Below are 19,608 nucleotides of genomic sequence, written 5' to 3'. Positions count from 1 at the left end.
CGCCGGAGTGCCCGGAGCCCCGTCGACGGGGAGCCGCTACCCTTGTCCCCGGCGCCGTCGCAGAGCGGTGGCGTCCGCGGAGCGAGGACCGCGCCACCGAGAGGACCCGAACGTGACGTTGCCCGAGACCACCACCACCGCCATCGCGAAGCGGAAGGGGCGCGACGTCGCCCCCGAGATCGCGCGCTCCTGGCTGCTGGTGAACGCCACCCGCACCGAGACGTTCGACGCCGCGCACGCGTCCCGCGCCGACCAGATCGTCCTCGACATCGAGGACGCGGTCGACCCCAAGGCGAAGCCCGACGCGCGGACCGACGTCGCGGAGTGGCTGACCGGCGAGAAGCGCGCCTGGGTCCGCATCAACGACCACTCCACCCCGTTCTGGTCCGACGACGTCGACGCGCTGAAGGGCCTGCCCGGCCTCGCCGGCGTCATGCTCGCCAAGACCGAGGCCGCCGAGCACGTCACCGAGACCTTCGATCGCCTCGGCGGCTCCACCCCGGTGCTCGCCCTGGTCGAGTCCGCCCTCGGCATCGAGGAGTCGGTCTCGATCGCCCGCGCCCGCGGCACCTTCCGCCTCGCGTTCGGCAGCGGCGACTACCGCCGCGACACCGGCACCAGCGCCGACGATCTCGCGATGGCCTACCCGCGCTCGCGCCTGGTCGTCGCCTCGCGCATCGGCGACCTGCCCGGCCCGATCGACGGACCGACCGTCTCGAACAGCCACCCCGTGCTGCGCGAGCAGTCCGCGCTCACGGTCTCGCTCGGCCTCACCGGGAAGCTGTGCCTCGACACCGAGCAGCTCGCCGTGATCAACGAGGTCATCAGCCCGACGCCGTCCGACGTCGCCTGGGCCCGCGACTTCCTCGACGACTTCGAGGCTCGCGGCCGCGTCATCCGCGACGGCAGCGACCTGCCCCGGCTGGGCCGCGCCAAGAAGATCGACAAGCTGGCCACGGCGTTCGGCGTCAACCCGCTGTGACCCGTCGCGGGGAGGGCGCCTCCGCGGCACACTGAGGGAGCCGCGGAGACCCTCCCGCGCAGGACGGAGACTCCGATGGGCGCGGTCAGCACCTTCCTCTGGTTCGACGACGGCGCAGGGGAGGCGGCGCGCTTCTACACGGAGCTGGTGCCGAACTCGCGGATCACCGGAAGCCAGGTGCTGCCGGAGGGCTCCCCGTCGCCCGGCGAGGTGCTGTCGGTGACGTTCGAGCTCGACGGGCAGCGGTTCCAGGCGATCAACGCCGGTCCGCGGTTCCCGTTCACCGAGGCCGTCTCGATCGTCGTGACCGTCGGCGGCCAGTCCGAGCTCGACCGGCTGTGGGACGCCCTGATCGCGGACGGCGGCGAGGAGAGCCGGTGCGGCTGGCTCCGCGACCGCTGGGGGCTGTCCTGGCAGATCGTGCCGGAGGTCCTCCCGCGTCTGCTCGGAGGCGCCGACCCCGAGGCGTCCGCGCGCGCTCTGCAGGCGATGCTCGCGATGAGCCGCCTCGACATCGCGGAGCTGGAGCGGGCCCATGCCGGCGCGTGACTCCGCCCGCCCGCGCCGCTCGACCTCGCTGCGGCGCGCGTACCTCCGCGACTACCGCTACGCCTACGGCTCGCGCTTCGTGCACCTGCGGGAGGGCTGGGACGTGTCGCGGTACGCGTCCGGCGACGGCGCTCCGGTGCTGCTCATCCCCGGCATCTACGAGACGTGGCAGTTCCTCCGGCCCATCGCCGAGAGGCTGCACGCGGCGGGCCATCCGATCCACGTGCTGCCCGCGCTCGGCTACAACACGCGGCCGATCGTCGCGTCGGCCGGACTCGGCCAGGACTACCTGCGCGAGCACGATCTGCGCGGAGTCGTCGTCGTCGCGCACAGCAAGGGCGGCCTGATCGGCAAGCACATGATGGTCGTCGACGACCGCGAGGACGGGCGGATCGAGCGGATGATCGCCGTCTCGACCCCGTTCAACGGCTCGTCGCTCGCCCGGATCGCCCCGGCGCGGGCGCTCCGGGAGTTCGCACCCCACCGCCCGCTGATCCGCACCCTGCTGGCCGAGCGTGAGGCCGACGCGCGCATCACGTCGATCTACGGGATGCGCGACCAGTACATCCCCGGAGGGAGCCGCCTCGCCGGGGCGCGCGAGAACATCGCGGTCTCGGTGGTCGGCCACTTCGCGCTGCTCTCGAGCCCGAAGGTGCTCGACCTCATCGCGGCCCGGGTCTGAGGCCGGACCGGATCCGCTGGGCCCGCCGCCCACGTGAGGCGCCTGCCGTGCGGCGCGACCTCGACCGGAGGACGGCCGCCTCAGCGACGGGCCGAGCCGCCCGCCGCGCTCAGGACCAGGGAGTGAGCAGCACGAGCGGGATCTGCCGCTCGGTCTTCGTCTGGTACTCGGCGTAGTCCGGCCACGCGGCGACCGCGCGCTCCCACCAGGCCGCGCGCAGATCGCCCTCGAGCACGCTCGCGGTGCAGTCCTTCTTCACGGGCCCGTCCTGCAGCTCGACGTGCGGCTCCTTGAGCATGTTGCCGTACCAGACGGGGTGCTCGGGCGCGCCGCCCTTGGACGCGACGACCACGTACTCGCCCTCGTGCTCGACGCGCATCAGCGCGGTCTTCCGGAGCTTCCCGCTCTTCGCGCCGACGGTGGTCAGGACGATGATGGGGCGGCCGCGGAGGAGGTTCCCCTCGGCTCCGCCGGTCCGCTCGTAGAGCTCCGCCTGCTCGCGGGCCCACTCGGACGTGCTGGGTTCGTACTCTCCGGTCAGCGGCATGCCTCCGATCGTACGGCCGCGGCGGCCCCGGTGGCCGACCCGTGTGCAGGAGGATGGAGCGGTGTTCTCCGCAGACCCGTTCGACCGAGCCCGTATCGCCCTCCTGCGCGACGACCTGATCCGCGCCCGCTACGGCGTGGACGCCGTGCGGGGGCTCTGGGGCGACGAAGCGGCCGAGGCGCTGCACCGCGGCGACCGGGTCCCCGCCCGCCGCGCCCTCGAGCGCAGCGGCGACCACGACGCGCTGGCCACCCTCGCCCGCCTGTTCCTCCTGGCCGATCCCGTCTCGGCCGACGACGCGGACGAGGCGTTCGGCGCTCTCGCGCTGGAGGGGGCGGTGGAGCTCGGCCTGGTGCGCGTCGAGGCCGGAGCCGTCGTCACCGCGGCCCTCGACCTGCGCCCCTACGACGTGGTCGACCAGCGCGGCGCGGCCTCCTGGTGGATCGCCTCCGACCTCGGGGAGCTCGCCCTCGGCCGCGCGCTCGACGAGGACCACGTGCTCGGCGTCGGCGGAGCGAGCCTCACGCTGACCGGCCTGATGATCCAGCGGCCCGTCGGCCGCGTGCTCGACCTGGGGACCGGCTGCGGGATCCAGGCGCTGCACGCCTCCCGCCACGCCGAGCAGGTGGTCGCCACCGACATCTCCGAGCGCGCGCTCGCGCTCGCCTCCTTCACCGCGGCGCTCAACGGGATCGAGAACATCGAGTTCCGCCTCGGCAGCCTCTACGAGCCGGTCGCGGGGGAGCGCTTCGACCACATCGTCACGAACCCGCCGTTCGTCATCACGCCGCGAGCCGAGGGCGTCCCCTCCTACGAGTACCGCGACGGCGGACTCGAGGGCGACGAGATCGTCCGCCGGGTGATCCTCGGAGCGGCGGAGCACCTCGTGCCCGGCGGCGTCGCGCAGCTCCTGGGCAACTGGGAGTACCGGGAGGGCGCTGACGCCTTCGACCGGATCGCGGACTGGCTCGCCGACGCCCGCAGCCCGCTGGAGCAGGCGCTCGAGGCGGGGCCCGAGGGGCTCGACGCCTGGATGGGCGGGACCGCCTCTCCGCTGGACGTCTGGGTCGTGGAGCGCGAGCGTCAGGATCCGGCGGTCTACGCCGAGACCTGGATCCGGGACGGCGGCACGACCCGCGGCCCCGCGTTCGACGCGCTGGTCGACGCCTGGCTGACCGACTTCGAGCGGCGCGGGGTGACCGGCGTCGGCTTCGGCTACGTCACGCTCCGCCTGCCCGAGCAGCCCCGCCCGCCGATCCGCCGCCTCGAGCGGATCACCACGCCGGTCGCGACCGCGGGCCTGGGCGGCCACCTCGCCGCCTGCCTCGACGCGGCCGAGGCCCTCGCGTCGCTCGACGATCGCGCTCTGGCGGGTCTCGCCCTGGTCGTCGCCGGAGACGTCACGGAGGAACGGCACTACTGGCCGGGCAACGACGATCCGACGGTGCTGCGGCTGCGCCAGGGCGGCGGGTTCGCCCGGGTCGAGGAGGTCGACACGGCGCTCGCCGCCGTGGTCGGCGCCTGCGACGGCGAGCTCTCGGTGGCGGCGATCGCGGCGGCGGTCGCCTCGCTCCTCCAGGTCGAGGAGGAGGCGGTGTCCGACTCGGTGCTGCCGCGGGTGCGCGAGCTGGTGGCGACGGGGCTGCTGCGGCTGCCCCAGGGGGAACGCGGCTAGAAGAGGGTGGCGGAGTCCTCGACGGGGGGCGCAGCGGCCGCGGCGGGCGCGGCGGCGGCCGTCGGCCATCCGGGTCCGGCGTCGACGGGCTGCCGGCGCTGGTAGGCGGTCGCGGCGCTCCGGGCGCGGACGTCGGCGGCCTCGTTCATCCGGTGGTTGGCGTGCCCCTTCACCCACTCGAAGGTGACGGCCCGGCCCTGCAGCTCCTCGTCGAGCGCCTTGATGATCTCGACGTTCATCACCGGCTTGCCGTCGGCCTTGCGCCAGCCCTTCCGCTTCCAGCCCGGCAGCCACTCGGTGCAGGCCTTGATGGCGTACTGGCTGTCGCAGAGGATGTGCAGCGGCTCCTCCTCCTGCGCGGTCGCGCGCAGCAGCTCGAGCACCGCGGTGAGCTCGCCGATGTTGTTCGTGCCGTGCGACCAGCCGCCCGCGGCCCAGCGCTCGTCGTCGACGTACCAGGCCCAGCCGGCGGGGCCGGGGTTGCCCAGTGCGGACCCGTCTGCGGCGGCGATGATGCTCACGTGCGTCTCTCCTCGTGCTCTCGGTGCTCGCGCCGGTGCGGCGCCCTCCGAGGGTAGTCGGCGGGCGGGGCGGTCCGCGGCGCGCGGCGCGGAGTCAGGCGGAGGAGGAGCGGCGCGCGATCGTCACGCGCGTCGAGTACGGCATCGCGACGGTCCCGCTCCCGCCCGACTCCTCGTCCACCACGGCGTCGACCGCCGCGAGGACCGCGGCGCGCTCCTCGTCGGGCATCGCGATGACGGAGCTGCGGGACGCGAACATGTCCCGCACCCCGGCTCGGTCCAGCTCGAAGGACCACTCGAAGGCCGCGAACGCCACCCGCTCGAGAGCGGAGCCGAGCGGCGGCCGAAGCGTCTCGAAGCGCTCGGCGGTGGAGGCTCCGGCGACCTCGCCGAGCCGGCGCACCCAGGGGACCGACTCGTCGCGGATGTTCCACACCAGCGCGAGCACGCCCTCCGGCACCAGGACGCGGGCGACTTCGGCTCCGGCGCGCTCGGCGTCGACCCAGTGCCACGACTGCGCGGCGGTGACGAGCTCCGCGGAGGCGTCCGCGGCGGGGATCGCCTCGGCCGTCCCCTCCTCGGGGCGGACCCCCGGCAGATTCGAGGCGAGACGCGCGAGCATCTCCGCGTCGGGCTCGACCGCGGTCACGTCGAGGCCGCGGGACGCGAGCGACGCGGTGAACTTGCCCGTTCCCGCGCCGAGGTCCACGGCGCGCAGCCGATCGGAGGCGTCGGCTCCCGCCGCGCGGGCCCGCTCCGGGATGAAGGCGCCCGCCACCCGCGCGGGGGCGTGCCCCACGATCCAGTCGACGGCGTCGTCGGGGTAGCCGGGCCGCCCGCGGTCGTAGGCGTCGACCGCGCTGCCGAAGGAGCGTCCGAGCCCGCTCATCGCTTCTCCGCCGCTCGCGCGAGCACGTCCACCGCGTAGCCGTAGCCGGCGATGCCCGCGCCGACGATCACGGCGATCGCGACGTCCGAGAGGTAGGAGTGCTGCCGGAACGGCTCGCGCCGGTGCACGTTGCTCACGTGCACCTCGACCATCGGCAGCTCGGTCGCGAGGACGGCGTCGCGGATCGCGATCGACGTGTGCGTGTACGCCCCGGCGTTGAGCACGACTCCCGAGACGGAGCCGCGAGCCGCGTGCAGCCGGTCGACGATCGCGCCCTCCGAGCTGCTCTGGAAGGTCTCGACCGTGAAGCCGTGCCGCTCGGCCGCCTCCGCCGCCAGCGCCTCGGCGTCGGCGAGGGTGTCCGAGCCGTAGAGCTCGGGCTCGCGGGTGCCGAGCAGGTTCAGGTTCGGGCCGTTGAGGACGAGGATCGGCAGCTTCACGCTCCGACCCTAGCGCCGGCCGTCCCCGCGAGCGGGAGCGGCGGCAGCGCCGCGCGCAGGAGGATCAGCTCGCGCGCATGGGCGTCCAGACGCCGGTCCTCCTCGGTCCGCAGCTCGAGAGGCGGGACCGGCTCGGCCGCCCCGTCGGCGCCCCGCACCACGAAGACGCTCCGGCACTGCGTGGTCAGCTCCAGCTCGCCGGTCCGCGGGTCCCCGGAGCGCACGTGCACCGCCAGGTGCATGCTCCGGGCGCTCGTGTGGATGAGGCGCGCCTCCACCTCGACGAGGTGCCCGATGCGCACCGGACGGTAGAAGTGGATCCCGCCGGAGTAGACGGCCACCGCGTCGCGGCCGGTCCAGCGCTGCGCGACCGCGTCGGCCGCCTCGTCGATCCAGCGCATCACGATCCCGCCGTGGGCGTTGCCGCCCCAGTTGACGTCGCCCGGCGCCGCGAGGAAGCGGAACACGATCCGCGGACCGGTGCCCTCCTCGGTGTACTCCTGGGCGCGCATCACGTCGTGCAGCCGTCGGCGGCCGTCGATGCGCGCGGCGGCGCCCTCGGCGAGGGACAGGTCCTCGATCGAGCGGGGCCGCCACTCCGGGACCGACCGCGGCCTCTTCTCGTCGTCGACGGCCACGAACACGAGGAGGCAGTGCGTGGCGTCCTCGTAGAGGCCGGTCCGCGGATCCGCCTGCGCGACCTGCACCAGCACGTGCATGCTCGTGCGCCCGGTGTGGATGACGCGGGCGGTCGCCTCGATCAGGTTGCCGACCGAGATGGGCCGGGTGAAGTGGACGTTGCCGACGTACGCCGTCACGCAGTAGCCGCCGCTCCAGCCCACGGCGCAGGCGTAGCCGGCCTTGTCGATCCACTCGAGGACGCGGCCGGCCTGGGCGCTGCGGCCGTCGGCGGTGGCGTCCTGCGGGGAGGCGAGGAAGCGGAGCGTGATGCGGTCGGTCATGGTGCCCGTCGTCGTGGGAGCGGAAGGGGGGGAGTGGACCCGCGGGGGTGCGAGGAAAGGGGGATGATCCGCCCGCGGGCCACAGGGGTGTCCGGCCGGAGCCGGCTCGGTCAGGGGGATCAGGCCGCCAGCGGCAGCTTCTCGGCGAGGAGCCGGAGCCGCAGGGCCTGGAGCTCGGCGGTCAGCTCGGGCGGCAGCCGGTCGCCGAACCGCGTGAAGAACTCCTCCGTGAGCGCGCACTCCTCCAGCCACGCCTCGACCGGGACGGAGAACAGCTCCTCCTTCTGGGCCGCGGAGAGCAGGAGCCCGTGAGTGTCGATCGCGAGCGGCAGGTCGCCGAGGGGGCTCCGCCGCGCCTCCGCCAGCCCCTCCAGGCGGCGGACGAGCCACTGCAGCACCCGCGCGTTCTCGCCGAAGCCGGGCCAGAGGAACTCGCCGTCCGCGTCCTTCCGGAACCAGTTGACCTGGAACACGGCCGGCGCCGCATCGCCGAGCTCAGCGCCGATCGCGAGCCAGTGCGCGAAGTAGTCGGCCATGTTGTATCCGCAGAAGGGGAGCATCGCGAACGGATCGCGGCGCAGCTCCCCGACCGTGCCCTCCGCGGCCGCGGTCTTCTCGGAGGCGACGGTCGCACCCAGGAAGACGCCGTGCTGCCACGAGGTGGCCTGCGTGACCAGCGGGACGTTGCTCGCCCGTCGGCCCCCGAAGACGATCGCGTCCAGCGGCACGCCCTCGTGGGCGTCCCAGTCGGCGGAGAGCGACGGGCACTGCGCGGCCGGCGCGGTGAAGCGCGAGTTGGGGTGCGCGGCCGGCGTGCCGGACGCCGGCGTCCACGGCTGCCCGCGCCAGTCGGTCAGCCGCTCCGGGACCTCGTCGGTCAGGCCCTCCCACCACACGTCGCCGTCCTCGCGGAGCGCGACGTTGGTGAAGATCGTGTTGCCCCAGAGCGTCTGCACGGCGTTCGGGTTCGAGCTCTCCCCGGTGCCGGGAGCGACGCCGAAGAAGCCCGTCTCGGGGTTCATCGCCCAGAGGCGTCCATCCTCCCCGCGGCGCATCCAGGTGATGTCGTCGCCCAGTGTCTCGACCCGCCAGCCGGGGATCGCGGGCTGCATCATCGCGAGGTTGGTCTTGCCGCACGCGCTCGGGAAGGCGGCGGCGATGTGGTAGCGCCGTCCCTCAGGCGAGACGATGCGGATCAGCAGCATGTGCTCGGCGAGCCAGCCCTCCTCGCGCCCCATCGCCGAGGCGATCCGCAGGGCGAAGCACTTCTTCGCCAGCAGGGCGTTGCCGCCGTAGCCGGAGCCGTACGAGACGATCTCGCGCGTCTCCGGGAACTGGGTGATGTACTTCACGGGGCTGCACGGCCAGGCGACGTCCTCGCGGGTGACGCCGTCCGCGTCGCGGAGGGGCAGCCCCACGGTGTGCACGCCGCGGACGAACGGGGTCTCCTCGGTGAAGGCGGCGAGCGGCTCGGAGCCCACGCGCGCCATGATCCGCAGGTTCAGCACCGCGTAGGCCGAGTCGGTGACCTGGACGCCCAGCTGCGAGAGCGGACCGCCGACGGGCCCCATCGAGAACGGGACGACGTACATCGTCCGTCCGCGCATCGCTCCGTCGAGGAGGGGAGCGAGCTCGGCCCTCATCGCGGCGGGCTCGCGCCAGTTGTTGGTCGGTCCCGCGTCGGCCTCATCGGTCGTGCAGATGAAGGTGCGGTCCTCGACTCGGGCGACGTCGTCCGGGTCGGTGCGGGCCAGGAACGAGCCGGGCCGCCACTCCGGATTGAGCGGGAGGAGCGTGCCGGAGGCGACGAGCCGCTCGGTCAGGCGGTACCACTCCGCGGGGGAGCCGTCGCTCCACTCGATCGCGTCGGGCTGGAGGATCGCGGCGGTCTCGCGCACCCAGCGGCGGAGGGCGAGGGGCGCCGGCGGCACGACGGGCGCGGGGACGGACGTCGGCCCGGTCATGGTGCTCGGCTCGAGTCGGACGGTGTTGCTGTAGATGCTCATGCTGGCTCCGCTTTCGGTGGTCGTCGTCGACGGGGGTGGGGAGTCGCCGGCCGCAGCCGGGAAGGGGCCGGCCGGGCCGGGAGGGGCGCTCAGTGGCGCCTGAAGCCAGGATGGAGGAGGATCAGGAGGTATTCCCGGCGCTCAGGCGGTCAAGAAACCATCTTTTTGCGCTTCCGTCACAACCGACCGCTGGAGCTCGCCGTGACCGATCCCTCGACACCCGCCCCGGGCTCCGACGCCGTGCTGCTCGGGCAGCGCCTGCGCCACTTCCGCACCCGGCGCGGACTGACCCTCGGGCAGCTCGCCGAGCGCGTCGACGTGTCGGGGAGCCAGCTCTCGCTGATCGAGACGGGCCGCCGCGAGCCGCGCCTCTCCCTCCTGCAGCGCCTCGCGGCCGCGCTCGGCGTCGAGCTGGCGGCGCTGCTCTCGGACGAGCCGCCGAGCGAGCGGGCCGCGCTGGAGATCGAGCTGGCGCGCGTGCAGAAGGGCTCGCTGTACCGCTCGCTCGGCCTGCCCGAGTTCAAGGTCAACAAGGGGCTGAGCACGCCCGTGCTGGAGGCGTTCCTCGGCGTCTACCGCGAGCTCGCCCGTCGCCGGAGCGAGGCGAGTGCCACGCCGGAGGAGGCACGCCGGGCCAACACCGCCCAGCGGCTCCAGCTGCGCGAGCGCAGCTCCTACCTGCCCGAGATCGAGGAGGTGGCGGGCGAGATGCTCCGCACCGTCGGGCACCGCGGAGGAGCTCTGACCCACAGCTCCGTCTCGAAGATGGCCCGGCACCTCGGCTTCGAGATCATCCACGTCGGCGACCTGCCGCACTCCGCCCGCTCGGTGATCGACCTCGCGAACGGCAGGATCTACCTCCCGCCCGCCTCGATCCCCGGGGGGCACGGCCTGCGGGCGCTGGCGCTGCAGGCGATGGCGCACCGCCTCCTCGGGCACGAGCGGCCGGTGACCTACGCCGACTTCCTCCGCCAGCGCCTCGAGATCAACTACTTCGCCGCCGCGTGCCTGATGCCGCTGGAGCCGGCGGTCGCGTTCCTCCAGGAGGCGAAGCGCGAGCGGGACATCTCGGTGGAGGACTTCCGTGACGGCTTCGGCGTCACCCACGAGGCCGCCGCCCTGCGCTTCACGAACCTGCTCACCTCGCACCTCGACATCCGGATGCACTTCCTGCGAGTGCTGGGAGACGGCTCGATCCAGAAGGCCTACGAGAACGACGGGCTGCCGCTGCCGACCGACGTCACCGGGGCCGTCGAGGGCCAGGTCGTCTGCCGCTACTGGTCGGCGCGCTCCGCGTTCACCCGGACCAACCGGACGACGGAGTACTACCAGTACGTCGACACTCCGGCGGGGACCTTCTGGTCGGCGTCGCAGACCGGCACGACCGCCACCGAGGAGTTCTCGATCACCGTGGGCGTCCCGTTCGCCGAGGCCCGCTTCTTCCGAGGCCGCGACACCGACCGCCGCGAGCTCTCCCGCTGCCCCGACGAGTCCTGCTGCCGGCGCGCCCCGTCGGAGCTCGCCGCGCGCTGGGACGGCAACGCCTGGCCGAGCGCGCGCCTGCACGCGCACGTGCTCGCACCGCTGCCGTCAGGCACCTTCCCCGGCATCGACGACGCCGAGGTCTACGAGTTCCTCGACGCGCACGCCCGCGAGTCCTGACCCGCTCTCGCCTCACCCTTCCCCTTCCGCGAGATGCCACTTGTGACGGTCTCCTCCGGCGTGTCGCCCTCACAGGTGGCATCTCGCAGGAGGGGGTGTGGAGAACGCGAGCGGGGTGGGCGGCGGATCGGGCACCCTGCGGGGCATGAGCGAGCAGCAGCACCCCGGGGTCATGAATGCATCGACGAGCGGGCAGTCGCGACACGGTCTCGTCCGGGACTACCCGGTCGCCGTGTTCCGGGGAGCCCGTGCAGCGCTTGAGCCGGCCGATGTCGACGAGCGGATCGCCGCGTTCTCCGCTGTGATGCGGCCGGGCGAGTTCTTCTCCCACGGCACGGCAGCGCATCTGCTGGGCCTGCCGGATCGGCGGATGACCGCGACGAGTCCGCTCGACGTCTCGGTCGCTCCTCCGATGCGAGCCGCCCGACGGGTGGGCGTGCGGTCACACCATCTCTGGGACGAGGCGGTCGCCGTGGTGCAAACGCGATACCCGGCAGCCGACCCCGCTTCGACCTTCTGCCACCTGGCCGACTCCCGCCGTCTCGACGAGCTCATCGTCCTCGGCGACGCGATCGTCCTCCCTGATGACGAGGGACGCAGGCGCGGCCTGCGGGTCGACCTCCCGGTCCTCACGGAGCGTGCAGCGCGGTTCCGCGGGCGTGGCGGCCGGCGAGCACGCGAAGCAGCGGGCCACCTCCGGGTCGGGGCGGAGTCGCCCCGCGAGACCCTGCTGCGGCTCCTGCTGGTCAGGGCCGGGCTTCCCGAGCCGGAGCTGCAGGTGGAGCTGTCCGATGCCGACGGGTGCTTCGTCGCTCGGGTCGACATGCTCTACCGGATCGCGCGCGTCGTCGTCGAGTACGACGGTGACCACCACCGCACCGATCGTGCACAGTACGAGCGCGACATCGCCCGGATCGAAGCGATCGAGGCCCTCGGCTACCGGGTCGTCCGAGTGCGGGCCTCGGGCATGCTCGACCCGGACGCCACCGCCGCCCGGGTCCGCCGCGCGCTCGCGCTCTGACGACCCTCGCGAGATGCCACCTGTGCTGGCGACACGCCGGACGGAAGCGTCACAAGTGGCATCTCGCGGCGGGGGAGGGGGAGGGGAGCGCGGACGTCAGTCCGAGATGAGGGCGCGGGCCGTTCCCTCGTCGAGGATGAGGTCGGTGATGAGGCCGGCCGCCAGGGCGCCGCGCAGGCCCGGCAGCTTCGAGGCGCCCGACACGACGCAGATCCGGCGCGACGCGCGGCGCACCGTGGAGAGGTCCGGACCGCTTGCACGTTCGTTCATGGGGATGTCGTCCCAGCTGCCGTCGGACCGGTAGAACACCGTCGCGACGTCGCCGACGACCCCGGAGCCGCTGAGCGAGGTGAAGTCGCTCGGCTCCAGGTAGCCGCCGATGTAGACCTTCGAGGGGACCGCCGCGAACGGCGACCCGAGCCCGAACAGCGCCACGTCCATCCGCTGCTGCAGCTCCAGGACCCGTCGGGTGGAGCGCTCGCGCCACACCGCCTGCTTGGTGGTCGGGTCGTCGAAGAACGCCGGCACCGGGAACTGCTGGACCTTCGCCGCGTAGGCGTCACCGAAGCGGCGGAGGATCTCGCTCGAGTAGTTGATTCCCGTGGTCTCGGTGTTGCCGGCGCCGTTCAGCTGCACGATCTGCGTGTTGTGCGTCTCCTTGGCGATCAGGTGGCGGCTGATCGCGCTCATCGTGGAGCCCCAGGCGATGCCGACGATCATGTTCGAGTCGATGAACTGCCCGAGGATCCTCGCTGCGGACAGGGCGACCCGCTCGAGCCGGTCGATCTCGCTGGTGTGGTCCGGCACCGGCACGATGTGCGCCGTGATGTCGAAGTGGGACCGCACCTCGGCCGAGAGGGCGCTCGCCCGGTCGAGGGGGGAGCGGATCTGGATGTCGACCAGGCCGGTCGCGCGGGCGTGCGAGAGCAGGCGCGAGACGGAGGAGCGCGACGTGTGCAGCTCGTGCGCGATCGCGTCCATCGTCAGATCCTGCATGTAGTACAGCTGGGCCGCACGCAGCGCGTCCCGCGTCTTGTCGGGATGGGTCGCGTGGGTCGTCTCGTCGAGTTCGACGACCGGTCTCACCGGGGTCATAGCGCTCCCTGCACGGATTTCCACCCGTCTTGACCGGATGTGTTGTCGGGTCAAGGATGGCTGTATTCCTCCGCGAAATCAATCGGTCATCTCCCCGGTGCACGCTGGTGCGGAGGCCTCGACGACACCCCTACGACACGAAGGCGAGTACGAAGTGGCACAGTCCGACGGAACTCCCGGAAACTCCGCTCTGCGCGAGAGCGTCGCTGCTCTCCGCGACAACCCCCGCGCCACGGTCCTGGTCATCGGCGGTGGCATCAACGGCATCGGGACCTTCCGCGAGCTCGCGCTCAACGGCGTCGACGTCGCCCTCGTCGAGCGCGGCGACTACGTCTCCGGTGCCTCGAGCGCCTCGAGCCACATGATCCACGGCGGCATCCGCTACCTCGAGAACGGCGAGTTCCGACTCGTCAACGAGGGCGTGCACGAGCGCAACGGCCTGCTGAAGATCGCTCCCCATTACGTGAAGCCGCTGCAGACGACGATCCCGATCTACTCGACGTTCTCGGGCATCCTCGCGGCTCCGCTGCGCTTCCTGACCCACAAGTCGGGCAAGCCGCAGGAGCGCGGCGCGCTGCTGATCAAGGTCGGCCTCACGATGTACGACTTCTTCTCCCGCGACGGCGGCACGGTCCCGCGCCACCAGTTCCACGGACGCAAGCGCTCGCTGAACGAGCTCCCCAAGCTCGACCCGAAGATCAAGTACACCGCCACCTACTTCGACGCCTCCGTGCACGAGCCCGAGCGCCTCGCGCTCGACGTGCTCCACGACGCGCTGATCGGCGGCAGGAAGGCCCGCGCGGCCAACTACGTCGAGGCCGTCGGCGCCGACGAGAAGGGCGTCGTCCTCCGCGACCGCGAGTCCGGCGAGGAGTTCACCTTCGCGGCGGACGTCGTCGTCAACGTCTCCGGACCGTGGACCGACTTCACCAACACGGCCCTCGGCACGACCACGAAATTCATGGGCGGCACCAAGGGCTCGCACATCGTGCTCGACAACCCCGAGCTGGTCGAGGCCTGCGAGGGACGCGAGATGTTCTTCGAGCACAGCGACGGACGCATCGTCCTCATCTACCCGCTCAAGGGGCGCGTGATGGTCGGCACGACCGACATCGACGCCGACCCCACGAAGCCGGCGGTGTGCACGGAGGAGGAGATCGACTACTTCTTCGAGCTCGTCAACCACGTCTTCCCGGCCATCCGCGTGGACCGCTCGCAGATCGTCTTCAAGTTCTCCGGCATCCGCCCGCTGCCCCGCCACGACGACGAGGCCCCGGGCTTCGTCTCCCGCGACTACCGCATCGAGCCCTCGACGCTCCCCGGCAACGGCTCGCCCGTGCTCAGCCTGGTCGGCGGCAAGTGGACGACGTTCCGCGCCCTGTCGGAGCACCTCTCGAACGAGGTCTTCAAGCGGATCGGCGTGACCCGTCGCGTCTCCACCGTGAAGACCCCCATCGGAGGCGGCAAGGGCTTCCCGCGCACCGACGCGTCCCGTGCGCAGTGGATCAGCCAGCACCGCTCCGGGCTCTCCTCGGCCCGCACGGGCCAGCTGCTCGAGCGCTACGGCACCCGCGCGCAGGAGGTCATCGAGGCCCTGGCCGACGGACACGACGAGGCGCTCGACTTCGACAAGGACTTCACCACCGGTGAGATCCGCTACCTCGCCCAGCGCGAGAGCGTGGTGCACCTCATCGACCTGGTGATGCGCCGCACCAACCATGCCTTCACGGGCGGCCTGAGCCGCGAGCTCCTCGAGGAGCTCGCCGAGCACACGGGCGCCGTGCTGGGCTGGGACGACGCCGCCCGCGCGTCGGAGGTCGACGCGACCATCGCGCACCTCAAGGAGTACAACGGCGTCGACGTCGGGGGCACCTCGGTGCAGACCCCGACGGCCGTGCCCGCCTCCTGATCGGCGATCAGGCGCGGATCGACGGAAGCCCCGGACCGAGGATCACCTCGACCGGGGCTTCCGTCGTGACAACGCACAAACGTGCACGCGCCGTTCCTTGTCGCTAGGACAGGGCGCCGATAACTTCACACCGTCGGGCATCGAAGCCCGCCGCGGACGCCTGTGCGCGTCCGTCTTACGAAAAGGAAAAGGTCAACGTGGACAATCTCGGAGTGGTCTTCCTCGCCGAAGTCGTGGGAACGGCCATGCTCGTGCTCCTCGGCTGCGGTGTCGTCGCCAACGTCGCGCTCGTGAAGAGCAAGGGCCTCAACGGCGGAACCCTCATGGTCAACATCGGCTGGGGCTTCGCGGTCTTCGCCGGTGTGATCGTCTCGTACAACTCGGGGGCGCACCTCAACCCCGCGGTCACCCTGGGCCTCGTCGCGAGCGGAGCGACCGAGTTCGGTTCCGGCGTGCCCGTCAACATCGTCTCGATCCTCGTCTACATCCTCGCTCAGATGATCGGTGCGATCCTCGGTGCCGTCTTCTGCTGGCTCGCCTACAAGCAGCACTTCGACGAGGAGCCCGACGCGGCGAACAAGCTCGGCGTCTTCTCGACCGGCCCGGCGATCCGCTCGTACGGCTGGAACTTCGTCACCGAGGTCATCGGCACCTTCGTCCTCGTCTTCGTCGTCATCGGCTTCGGCGGCGGACGTCAGGGCGACGGCGGTCTGGCCGCGCTCGGCGCGCTGCCCGTCGCCATCCTGGTGATCGCGATCGGCGCCTCCCTCGGCGGCCCGACCGGCTACGCCATCAACCCCGCCCGCGACCTCGGCCCCCGCATCGCGCACGCTCTGCTGCCGATCAAGGGCAAGGGCTCGAGCGACTGGAGCTACGCCTGGGTGCCCGTCGCCGGCCCGATCGTCGGTGGAGTGCTCGCGGGCCTCGCCTCGCTCGTGCTGCTCCCGGTCCTCTAGACCGCCGCGCTTCCTTTCACCCCCGTTACGAAGGAGTAATCATTCATGGCTGACTACGTCATCGCTATCGACCAGGGGACCACGTCGTCCCGCGCGATCATCTTCGACAAGAAGGGATCGATCGTCTCCACCGGCCAGAAGGAGCACGAGCAGATCTTCCCGCGCGCCGGCTGGGTCGAGCACGACCCGATCGAGATCTGGAACAACGTCCGCGAGGTGATCGGCCAGGCTCTCTCCCGCGCCGACCTGACCCGCCACGACATCGCCTCCGTCGGCATCACCAACCAGCGCGAGACCGCTGTCGTCTGGGACAGGACGACCGGCAAGCCCGTCTACAACGCCATCGTCTGGCAGGACACCCGCACCCAGTCGATCGTCGACCGCCTCGCCGGCGACGAGGGCGCGGACCGCTTCAAGTCGATCGTGGGCCTCCCGCTCGCGACCTACTTCTCCGGCACCAAGATCGTCTGGATCCTCGAGAACGTCGAGGGTGCTCGCGAGAAGGCCGAGGCGGGCGACCTGATCTTCGGCACGACGGACACCTGGGTCCTCTGGAACCTGACCGGCGGCATCGACGGGGGCGTCCACAAGACCGACGTCACCAACGCCTCCCGCACCCTGTTCCTCGACCTCGAGACCCTGGAGTGGCGCGACGACATCCTCGAGGCCTTCGGGGTCCCGAAGTCGATGCTCCCCGAGGTCTGCTCCTCCTCCGAGGTCTACGGCCACGTCGAGTCGTCGTCGCTGCTGCGCGAGGTCCCGATCGCCGGCATCCTCGGCGACCAGCAGGCCGCGACCTTCGGCCAGGCGGCGTTCGACCCGGGCGAGGCGAAGAACACCTACGGCACCGGCAACTTCCTGATCTTCAACACGGGCACCGAGATCGTCCACTCGAAGAACGGTCTGCTCACCACCATCGGCTACAAGCTCGGCGACGGCGAGGTGCACTACGCGCTCGAGGGCTCGATCGCGGTCTCCGGCTCGCTGATCCAGTGGCTGCGCGACAACCTGGGCCTCATCGGCTCGGCCCCCGAGGTCGAGGCGCTGGCCGCCACGGTCGAGGACAACGGAGGCGCGTACTTCGTCCCCGCCTTCTCGGGTCTGTTCGCCCCCTACTGGCGCTCCGACGCCCGCGGAGCCCTCGTCGGCCTCACCCGCTACGTCAACAAGGGCCACATCGCCCGCGCCGCGCTGGAGGCGACCGCCTTCCAGACCCGCGAGGTCCTGGACGCGGTCAACGCCGACTCCGGCGTCCCCCTTCAGGAGCTCAAGGTCGACGGCGGAATGATCGCCAACAACCTGCTCATGCAGTTCCAGGCCGACATCCTCGGCGTCCCGGTCGTCCGACCGGTCGTCGCGGAGACCACCGCGCTCGGAGCGGCCTACGCGGCCGGACTCGCGGTCGGCTTCTGGGAGAACCTCGACGACCTGCGCCAGAACTGGCAGGAGGACTCGCGCTGGACCCCGCAGATGGACCAGGACGAGGCCGCCCGCCAGTACCGCCTCTGGAAGAAGGCCGTCACCAAGACCTTCGACTGGATCGACGAGGACGTGCAGTAGTTCCTTCCGCGGCAGTCCCTGCCTGCCGCGGCGCGGTCGGCTCATCGAGGTGGTCGCGTCTCGGGGAGCGGGTTCCGTCCGGTTAGGGGACAACGCTGACACGCGTTCTCCCCGTTCGCCTCGTGCGGCGAGCGGATGATGTGCGTCCGTTCACGGTGAAGCGCCCTGTCCGACCCTCGGGTCGGGTGGGGCGCTTCGTCGTTCCGACGACGGCGCAGGGGGTCGCAACGGCGTGATTCCGGGGAGAACCGTGCTGGTCGCCTAGTCGGTGCAGGCGGTGTATCGAGATCCGGGGCGTGGGAACCCCATGCTGGTCGAGCAGTCGCTGCAGGCGGCGTATCGAGGCCCGAACCGGGTGAGGCCTCAGTCCGCCGACAGCCCCAGCTGCGCGTCCAGCTCGTCCAGGGAAGCGATCCGGCGCACGCCCAGCTCGACCGCTTCGGGCGGCAGCTCGCGGCCGTGCTCGGGGCCGCCGATGCGGTCGAGCCAGACGCCGCGCAGGCCCGCAGCGGCCGCTCCGACGGCGTCAGTGCCGAGCCGGTCGCCGACGTAGAGGGCCTCCTCCGGAGAGACCCCGAACCGCTCGCAGGCGATCGCGAAGATCCGCGCGTCCGGCTTGGCGACGCCGACATCGCCCGAGGCGATCACGTGCTCGAAGCGACCGGAGAGGCCCGTGCCCTCGATCTTCCCCCGCTGGAAGTCGAGCACGCCGTTGGTGATGACGCCGAGACGGACCCCGGCGGCGCCGAGCCGGTCGAGGACGGGCAGCGCGTCGACGTGGAGGGTCCAGGCGGCGACGTAGTGCTCGAGGTACCCGCGGAACCAGGAGCTCGCCTCCTCGGGAGTCAGCCCGACTCCGGCCTCCGCGGCGAAGTCCGTGGCGCGCGCCCGGCGCTGGCCCTCGTAGTCGAGCTCGCCCGCGAGGTAGCGGTGGTAATGCTCCTCCTCGAGCAGGTGCCAGCGGCGCTGCACGTCGGCCGGCTCCCCGGCGTAGGCGGCGCCGAGCGAGGCGGCGTACGCGACGATCCCCTCCCGCACCGCGCGGGCATGGGCGAAGAGGGTGTCGTCGAGGTCGAAGAGCGCGAGCCGCAGCACCGCCGCCTCAGCGGACGCGGCGGAGGAGGCCGACGGAGTCGTAGACGGCGGCGAGCGTGCGCTCCGCGGTCTCGGACGCGCGGTCGGCGGCGAGGGAGAGGACCCGGTCGAGCTCGGCCGGGTCGGCGAGCAGCTCCGCGGTCCGTGCGCGGATCGGATCGAAGGTGGCGGCGACCACCTCGACGAGGCCCTTCTTGAGGTCCCCGTAGCCGCGGCCCGCGTACTCCTGCTCCAGCGACTCGACGGAGCGGTCGGCGAGGACCGAGTAGATCGTCAGCAGGTTCGAGACGCCGGGCTTCGCCGCCCGGTCGAAGCGCACCTCAGACTCGGTGTCCGTCACGGCGCGCATGATCTTCTTCGCGGTCGCCTTCGGCTCGTCGAGCACGCTGAGCAGGCCCGCGTCCGACTCCGCCGACTTCGACATCTTGGCGCCCGGGTTCTGCAGGTCGAAGATCTTCGCGGTCTCGCGCACGATGTGGGGGGCCGGCACGGTGAAGGTCTCGCCGAAGCGCGAGTTGAAACGCGCGGCGAGATCGCGGGTGAGCTCCAGGTGCTGGCGCTGGTCCTCGCCGACCGGCACCGCGTCCGTCTGGTACAGCAGGATGTCGGCCGCCATCAGGATCGGGTAGGTGAACAGGCCCACCGAGGCGGCCTCGGCGCCCTGCTTCGCCGACTTGTCCTTGAACTGCGTCATCCGGCTGGCCTCGCCGAACCCGGTCAGGGTGTTGAGGACCCAGGCGAGCTCGGCGTGAGCGGGTACGTGGGACTGGATGAAGAGGGTCGAGCGCGCGGGGTCGATGCCCGCGGCGATGTACTGCGCGGCGGTCGCGCGGGTGCGCTCGCGGAGCTGCTGCGGATCCTGCGGGACCGTGATCGCGTGCAGGTCGACGACGCAGAAGTAGGCGTCGAAGTCCTCCTGCATCGCGACCCACTGGGTCAGCGCGCCGATGTAGTTGCCGAGGTGCAGCGACCCGGAGGAGGGCTGCATGCCGGAGAAGATGACGGGCTTGGCGCCCGGGGTGCTGGGAGTCATGGGTGGCCTCGAGGGGTCGGTTCG

Annotated in this window: 18 protein-coding genes; 9 read left to right on the top strand and 9 right to left on the bottom strand. The window is 71.9% G+C overall.

What is annotated here, in order from left to right:
• Positions 1-118: 118 nt before the first annotated feature.
• The 3 genes from C5C27_RS00395 to C5C27_RS00385 all read left to right on the top strand — a co-directional run bounded on the left by C5C27_RS00395 (position 119) and on the right by C5C27_RS00385 (position 2,213).
• On the top strand, positions 119-982 hold the full coding sequence (locus C5C27_RS00395) for a CoA ester lyase (protein WP_219813121.1): 864 nt from the start codon (positions 119-121) through the stop codon (positions 980-982).
• Between the two features lie 75 nt (positions 983-1,057).
• Positions 1,058-1,531, top strand: a complete 474-nt coding sequence (locus tag C5C27_RS00390; protein ID WP_104223207.1) for a VOC family protein — start codon at positions 1,058-1,060, stop codon at positions 1,529-1,531.
• The gene (locus C5C27_RS00385) at positions 1,518-2,213 is read left to right on the top strand and encodes a triacylglycerol lipase (protein ID WP_104223206.1); all 696 of its coding nucleotides are present in this window, start codon (positions 1,518-1,520) and stop codon (positions 2,211-2,213) included. Before C5C27_RS00390 ends, C5C27_RS00385 begins: the two co-directional genes overlap by 14 nt.
• Before the next feature lie 109 nt (positions 2,214-2,322).
• On the opposite strand, the gene C5C27_RS00380 is transcribed toward C5C27_RS00385, so the two are convergent.
• Positions 2,323-2,760, bottom strand: coding sequence for a nitroreductase family deazaflavin-dependent oxidoreductase (locus C5C27_RS00380; protein ID WP_104313136.1), 438 nt, complete (start codon positions 2,758-2,760; stop codon positions 2,323-2,325).
• A 61-nt stretch (positions 2,761-2,821) separates the two neighbouring features.
• On the opposite strand from C5C27_RS00380, the gene C5C27_RS00375 reads away from it, so the two are divergent.
• Entirely contained in the window at positions 2,822-4,435 is a 1,614-nt protein-coding gene (locus C5C27_RS00375) for a methyltransferase (RefSeq protein ID WP_258066454.1), read from the top strand.
• Here C5C27_RS00375 and C5C27_RS00370 read toward each other — a convergent pair.
• The 5 genes from C5C27_RS00370 to C5C27_RS00350 form a co-directional block, all read right to left on the bottom strand.
• Positions 4,432-4,956: a ribonuclease H gene (locus tag C5C27_RS00370; protein ID WP_104223203.1), complete on the bottom strand. Its 525-nt coding sequence runs from the start codon at positions 4,954-4,956 to the stop codon at positions 4,432-4,434. The two genes, C5C27_RS00375 and C5C27_RS00370, sit on opposite strands and share 4 nt — an antisense overlap.
• A 94-nt stretch (positions 4,957-5,050) precedes the next feature.
• Entirely contained in the window at positions 5,051-5,845 is a 795-nt protein-coding gene (locus C5C27_RS00365; RefSeq protein WP_104223202.1) for a class I SAM-dependent methyltransferase, read from the bottom strand.
• Positions 5,842-6,285 carry a type II 3-dehydroquinate dehydratase gene (aroQ, locus tag C5C27_RS00360; RefSeq protein WP_104238317.1) on the bottom strand — a complete coding sequence of 148 codons (444 nt, stop codon included), beginning with the start codon at positions 6,283-6,285 and terminating at the stop codon, positions 5,842-5,844. Before aroQ ends, C5C27_RS00365 begins: the two co-directional genes overlap by 4 nt.
• The gene (locus C5C27_RS00355) at positions 6,282-7,247 is read right to left on the bottom strand and encodes an acyl-CoA thioesterase (RefSeq protein WP_104313132.1); all 966 of its coding nucleotides are present in this window, start codon (positions 7,245-7,247) and stop codon (positions 6,282-6,284) included. The genes aroQ and C5C27_RS00355 overlap by 4 nt, the downstream gene beginning before the upstream one ends.
• Before the next feature lie 119 nt (positions 7,248-7,366).
• Positions 7,367-9,253, bottom strand: coding sequence for a phosphoenolpyruvate carboxykinase (GTP) (locus tag C5C27_RS00350; RefSeq protein ID WP_374955267.1), 1,887 nt, complete (start codon positions 9,251-9,253; stop codon positions 7,367-7,369).
• A 201-nt stretch (positions 9,254-9,454) separates the two neighbouring features.
• On the opposite strand from C5C27_RS00350, the gene C5C27_RS00345 reads away from it, so the two are divergent.
• Positions 9,455-10,915 carry a helix-turn-helix domain-containing protein gene (locus tag C5C27_RS00345; protein ID WP_104223199.1) on the top strand — a complete coding sequence of 487 codons (1,461 nt, stop codon included), beginning with the start codon at positions 9,455-9,457 and terminating at the stop codon, positions 10,913-10,915.
• Between the two features lie 145 nt (positions 10,916-11,060).
• On the top strand, positions 11,061-11,936 hold the full coding sequence (locus C5C27_RS00340; protein WP_219812363.1) for an endonuclease domain-containing protein: 876 nt from the start codon (positions 11,061-11,063) through the stop codon (positions 11,934-11,936).
• A 96-nt stretch (positions 11,937-12,032) separates the two neighbouring features.
• Here C5C27_RS00340 and C5C27_RS00335 read toward each other — a convergent pair whose 3' ends face one another.
• The gene (locus C5C27_RS00335) at positions 12,033-13,031 is read right to left on the bottom strand and encodes a sugar-binding transcriptional regulator (protein ID WP_104223198.1); all 999 of its coding nucleotides are present in this window, start codon (positions 13,029-13,031) and stop codon (positions 12,033-12,035) included.
• A gap of 154 nt (positions 13,032-13,185) precedes the next feature.
• Between C5C27_RS00335 and C5C27_RS00330 the strand changes: the two genes are divergently transcribed.
• The 3 genes from C5C27_RS00330 (at position 13,186) to glpK (ending at position 17,456) form a co-directional block, all read left to right on the top strand.
• Positions 13,186-14,940 carry a glycerol-3-phosphate dehydrogenase/oxidase gene (locus C5C27_RS00330; protein ID WP_258066312.1) on the top strand — a complete coding sequence of 585 codons (1,755 nt, stop codon included), beginning with the start codon at positions 13,186-13,188 and terminating at the stop codon, positions 14,938-14,940.
• 245 nt (positions 14,941-15,185) lie between these two features.
• Positions 15,186-15,896 (top strand): MIP/aquaporin family protein, encoded by a 711-nt coding sequence (locus tag C5C27_RS00325; protein WP_374952909.1) that lies wholly within the window; start codon positions 15,186-15,188, stop codon positions 15,894-15,896.
• Between the two features lie 45 nt (positions 15,897-15,941).
• On the top strand, positions 15,942-17,456 hold the full coding sequence (gene glpK, locus C5C27_RS00320; RefSeq protein WP_104226427.1) for a glycerol kinase GlpK: 1,515 nt from the start codon (positions 15,942-15,944) through the stop codon (positions 17,454-17,456).
• A 363-nt stretch (positions 17,457-17,819) separates the two neighbouring features.
• On the opposite strand, the gene C5C27_RS00315 is transcribed toward glpK, so the two are convergent.
• Both C5C27_RS00315 and trpS read right to left on the bottom strand, forming a co-directional pair.
• Positions 17,820-18,551, bottom strand: a complete 732-nt coding sequence (locus C5C27_RS00315; protein WP_104313128.1) for an HAD family hydrolase — start codon at positions 18,549-18,551, stop codon at positions 17,820-17,822.
• 7 nt (positions 18,552-18,558) lie between these two features.
• The gene (gene trpS / locus C5C27_RS00310) at positions 18,559-19,584 is read right to left on the bottom strand and encodes a tryptophan--tRNA ligase (RefSeq protein ID WP_104313126.1); all 1,026 of its coding nucleotides are present in this window, start codon (positions 19,582-19,584) and stop codon (positions 18,559-18,561) included.
• Positions 19,585-19,608: the final 24 nt, after the last annotated feature.

The sequence above is a fragment of the Rathayibacter sp. AY2B7 genome (assembly GCF_002931635.1).
In the GTDB taxonomy this organism is placed as follows: domain Bacteria; phylum Actinomycetota; class Actinomycetes; order Actinomycetales; family Microbacteriaceae; genus Rathayibacter.
The sequence above is the reverse complement of the archived record's forward strand: the minus strand, read 5'-3'. Positions and strand labels throughout refer to the sequence as shown.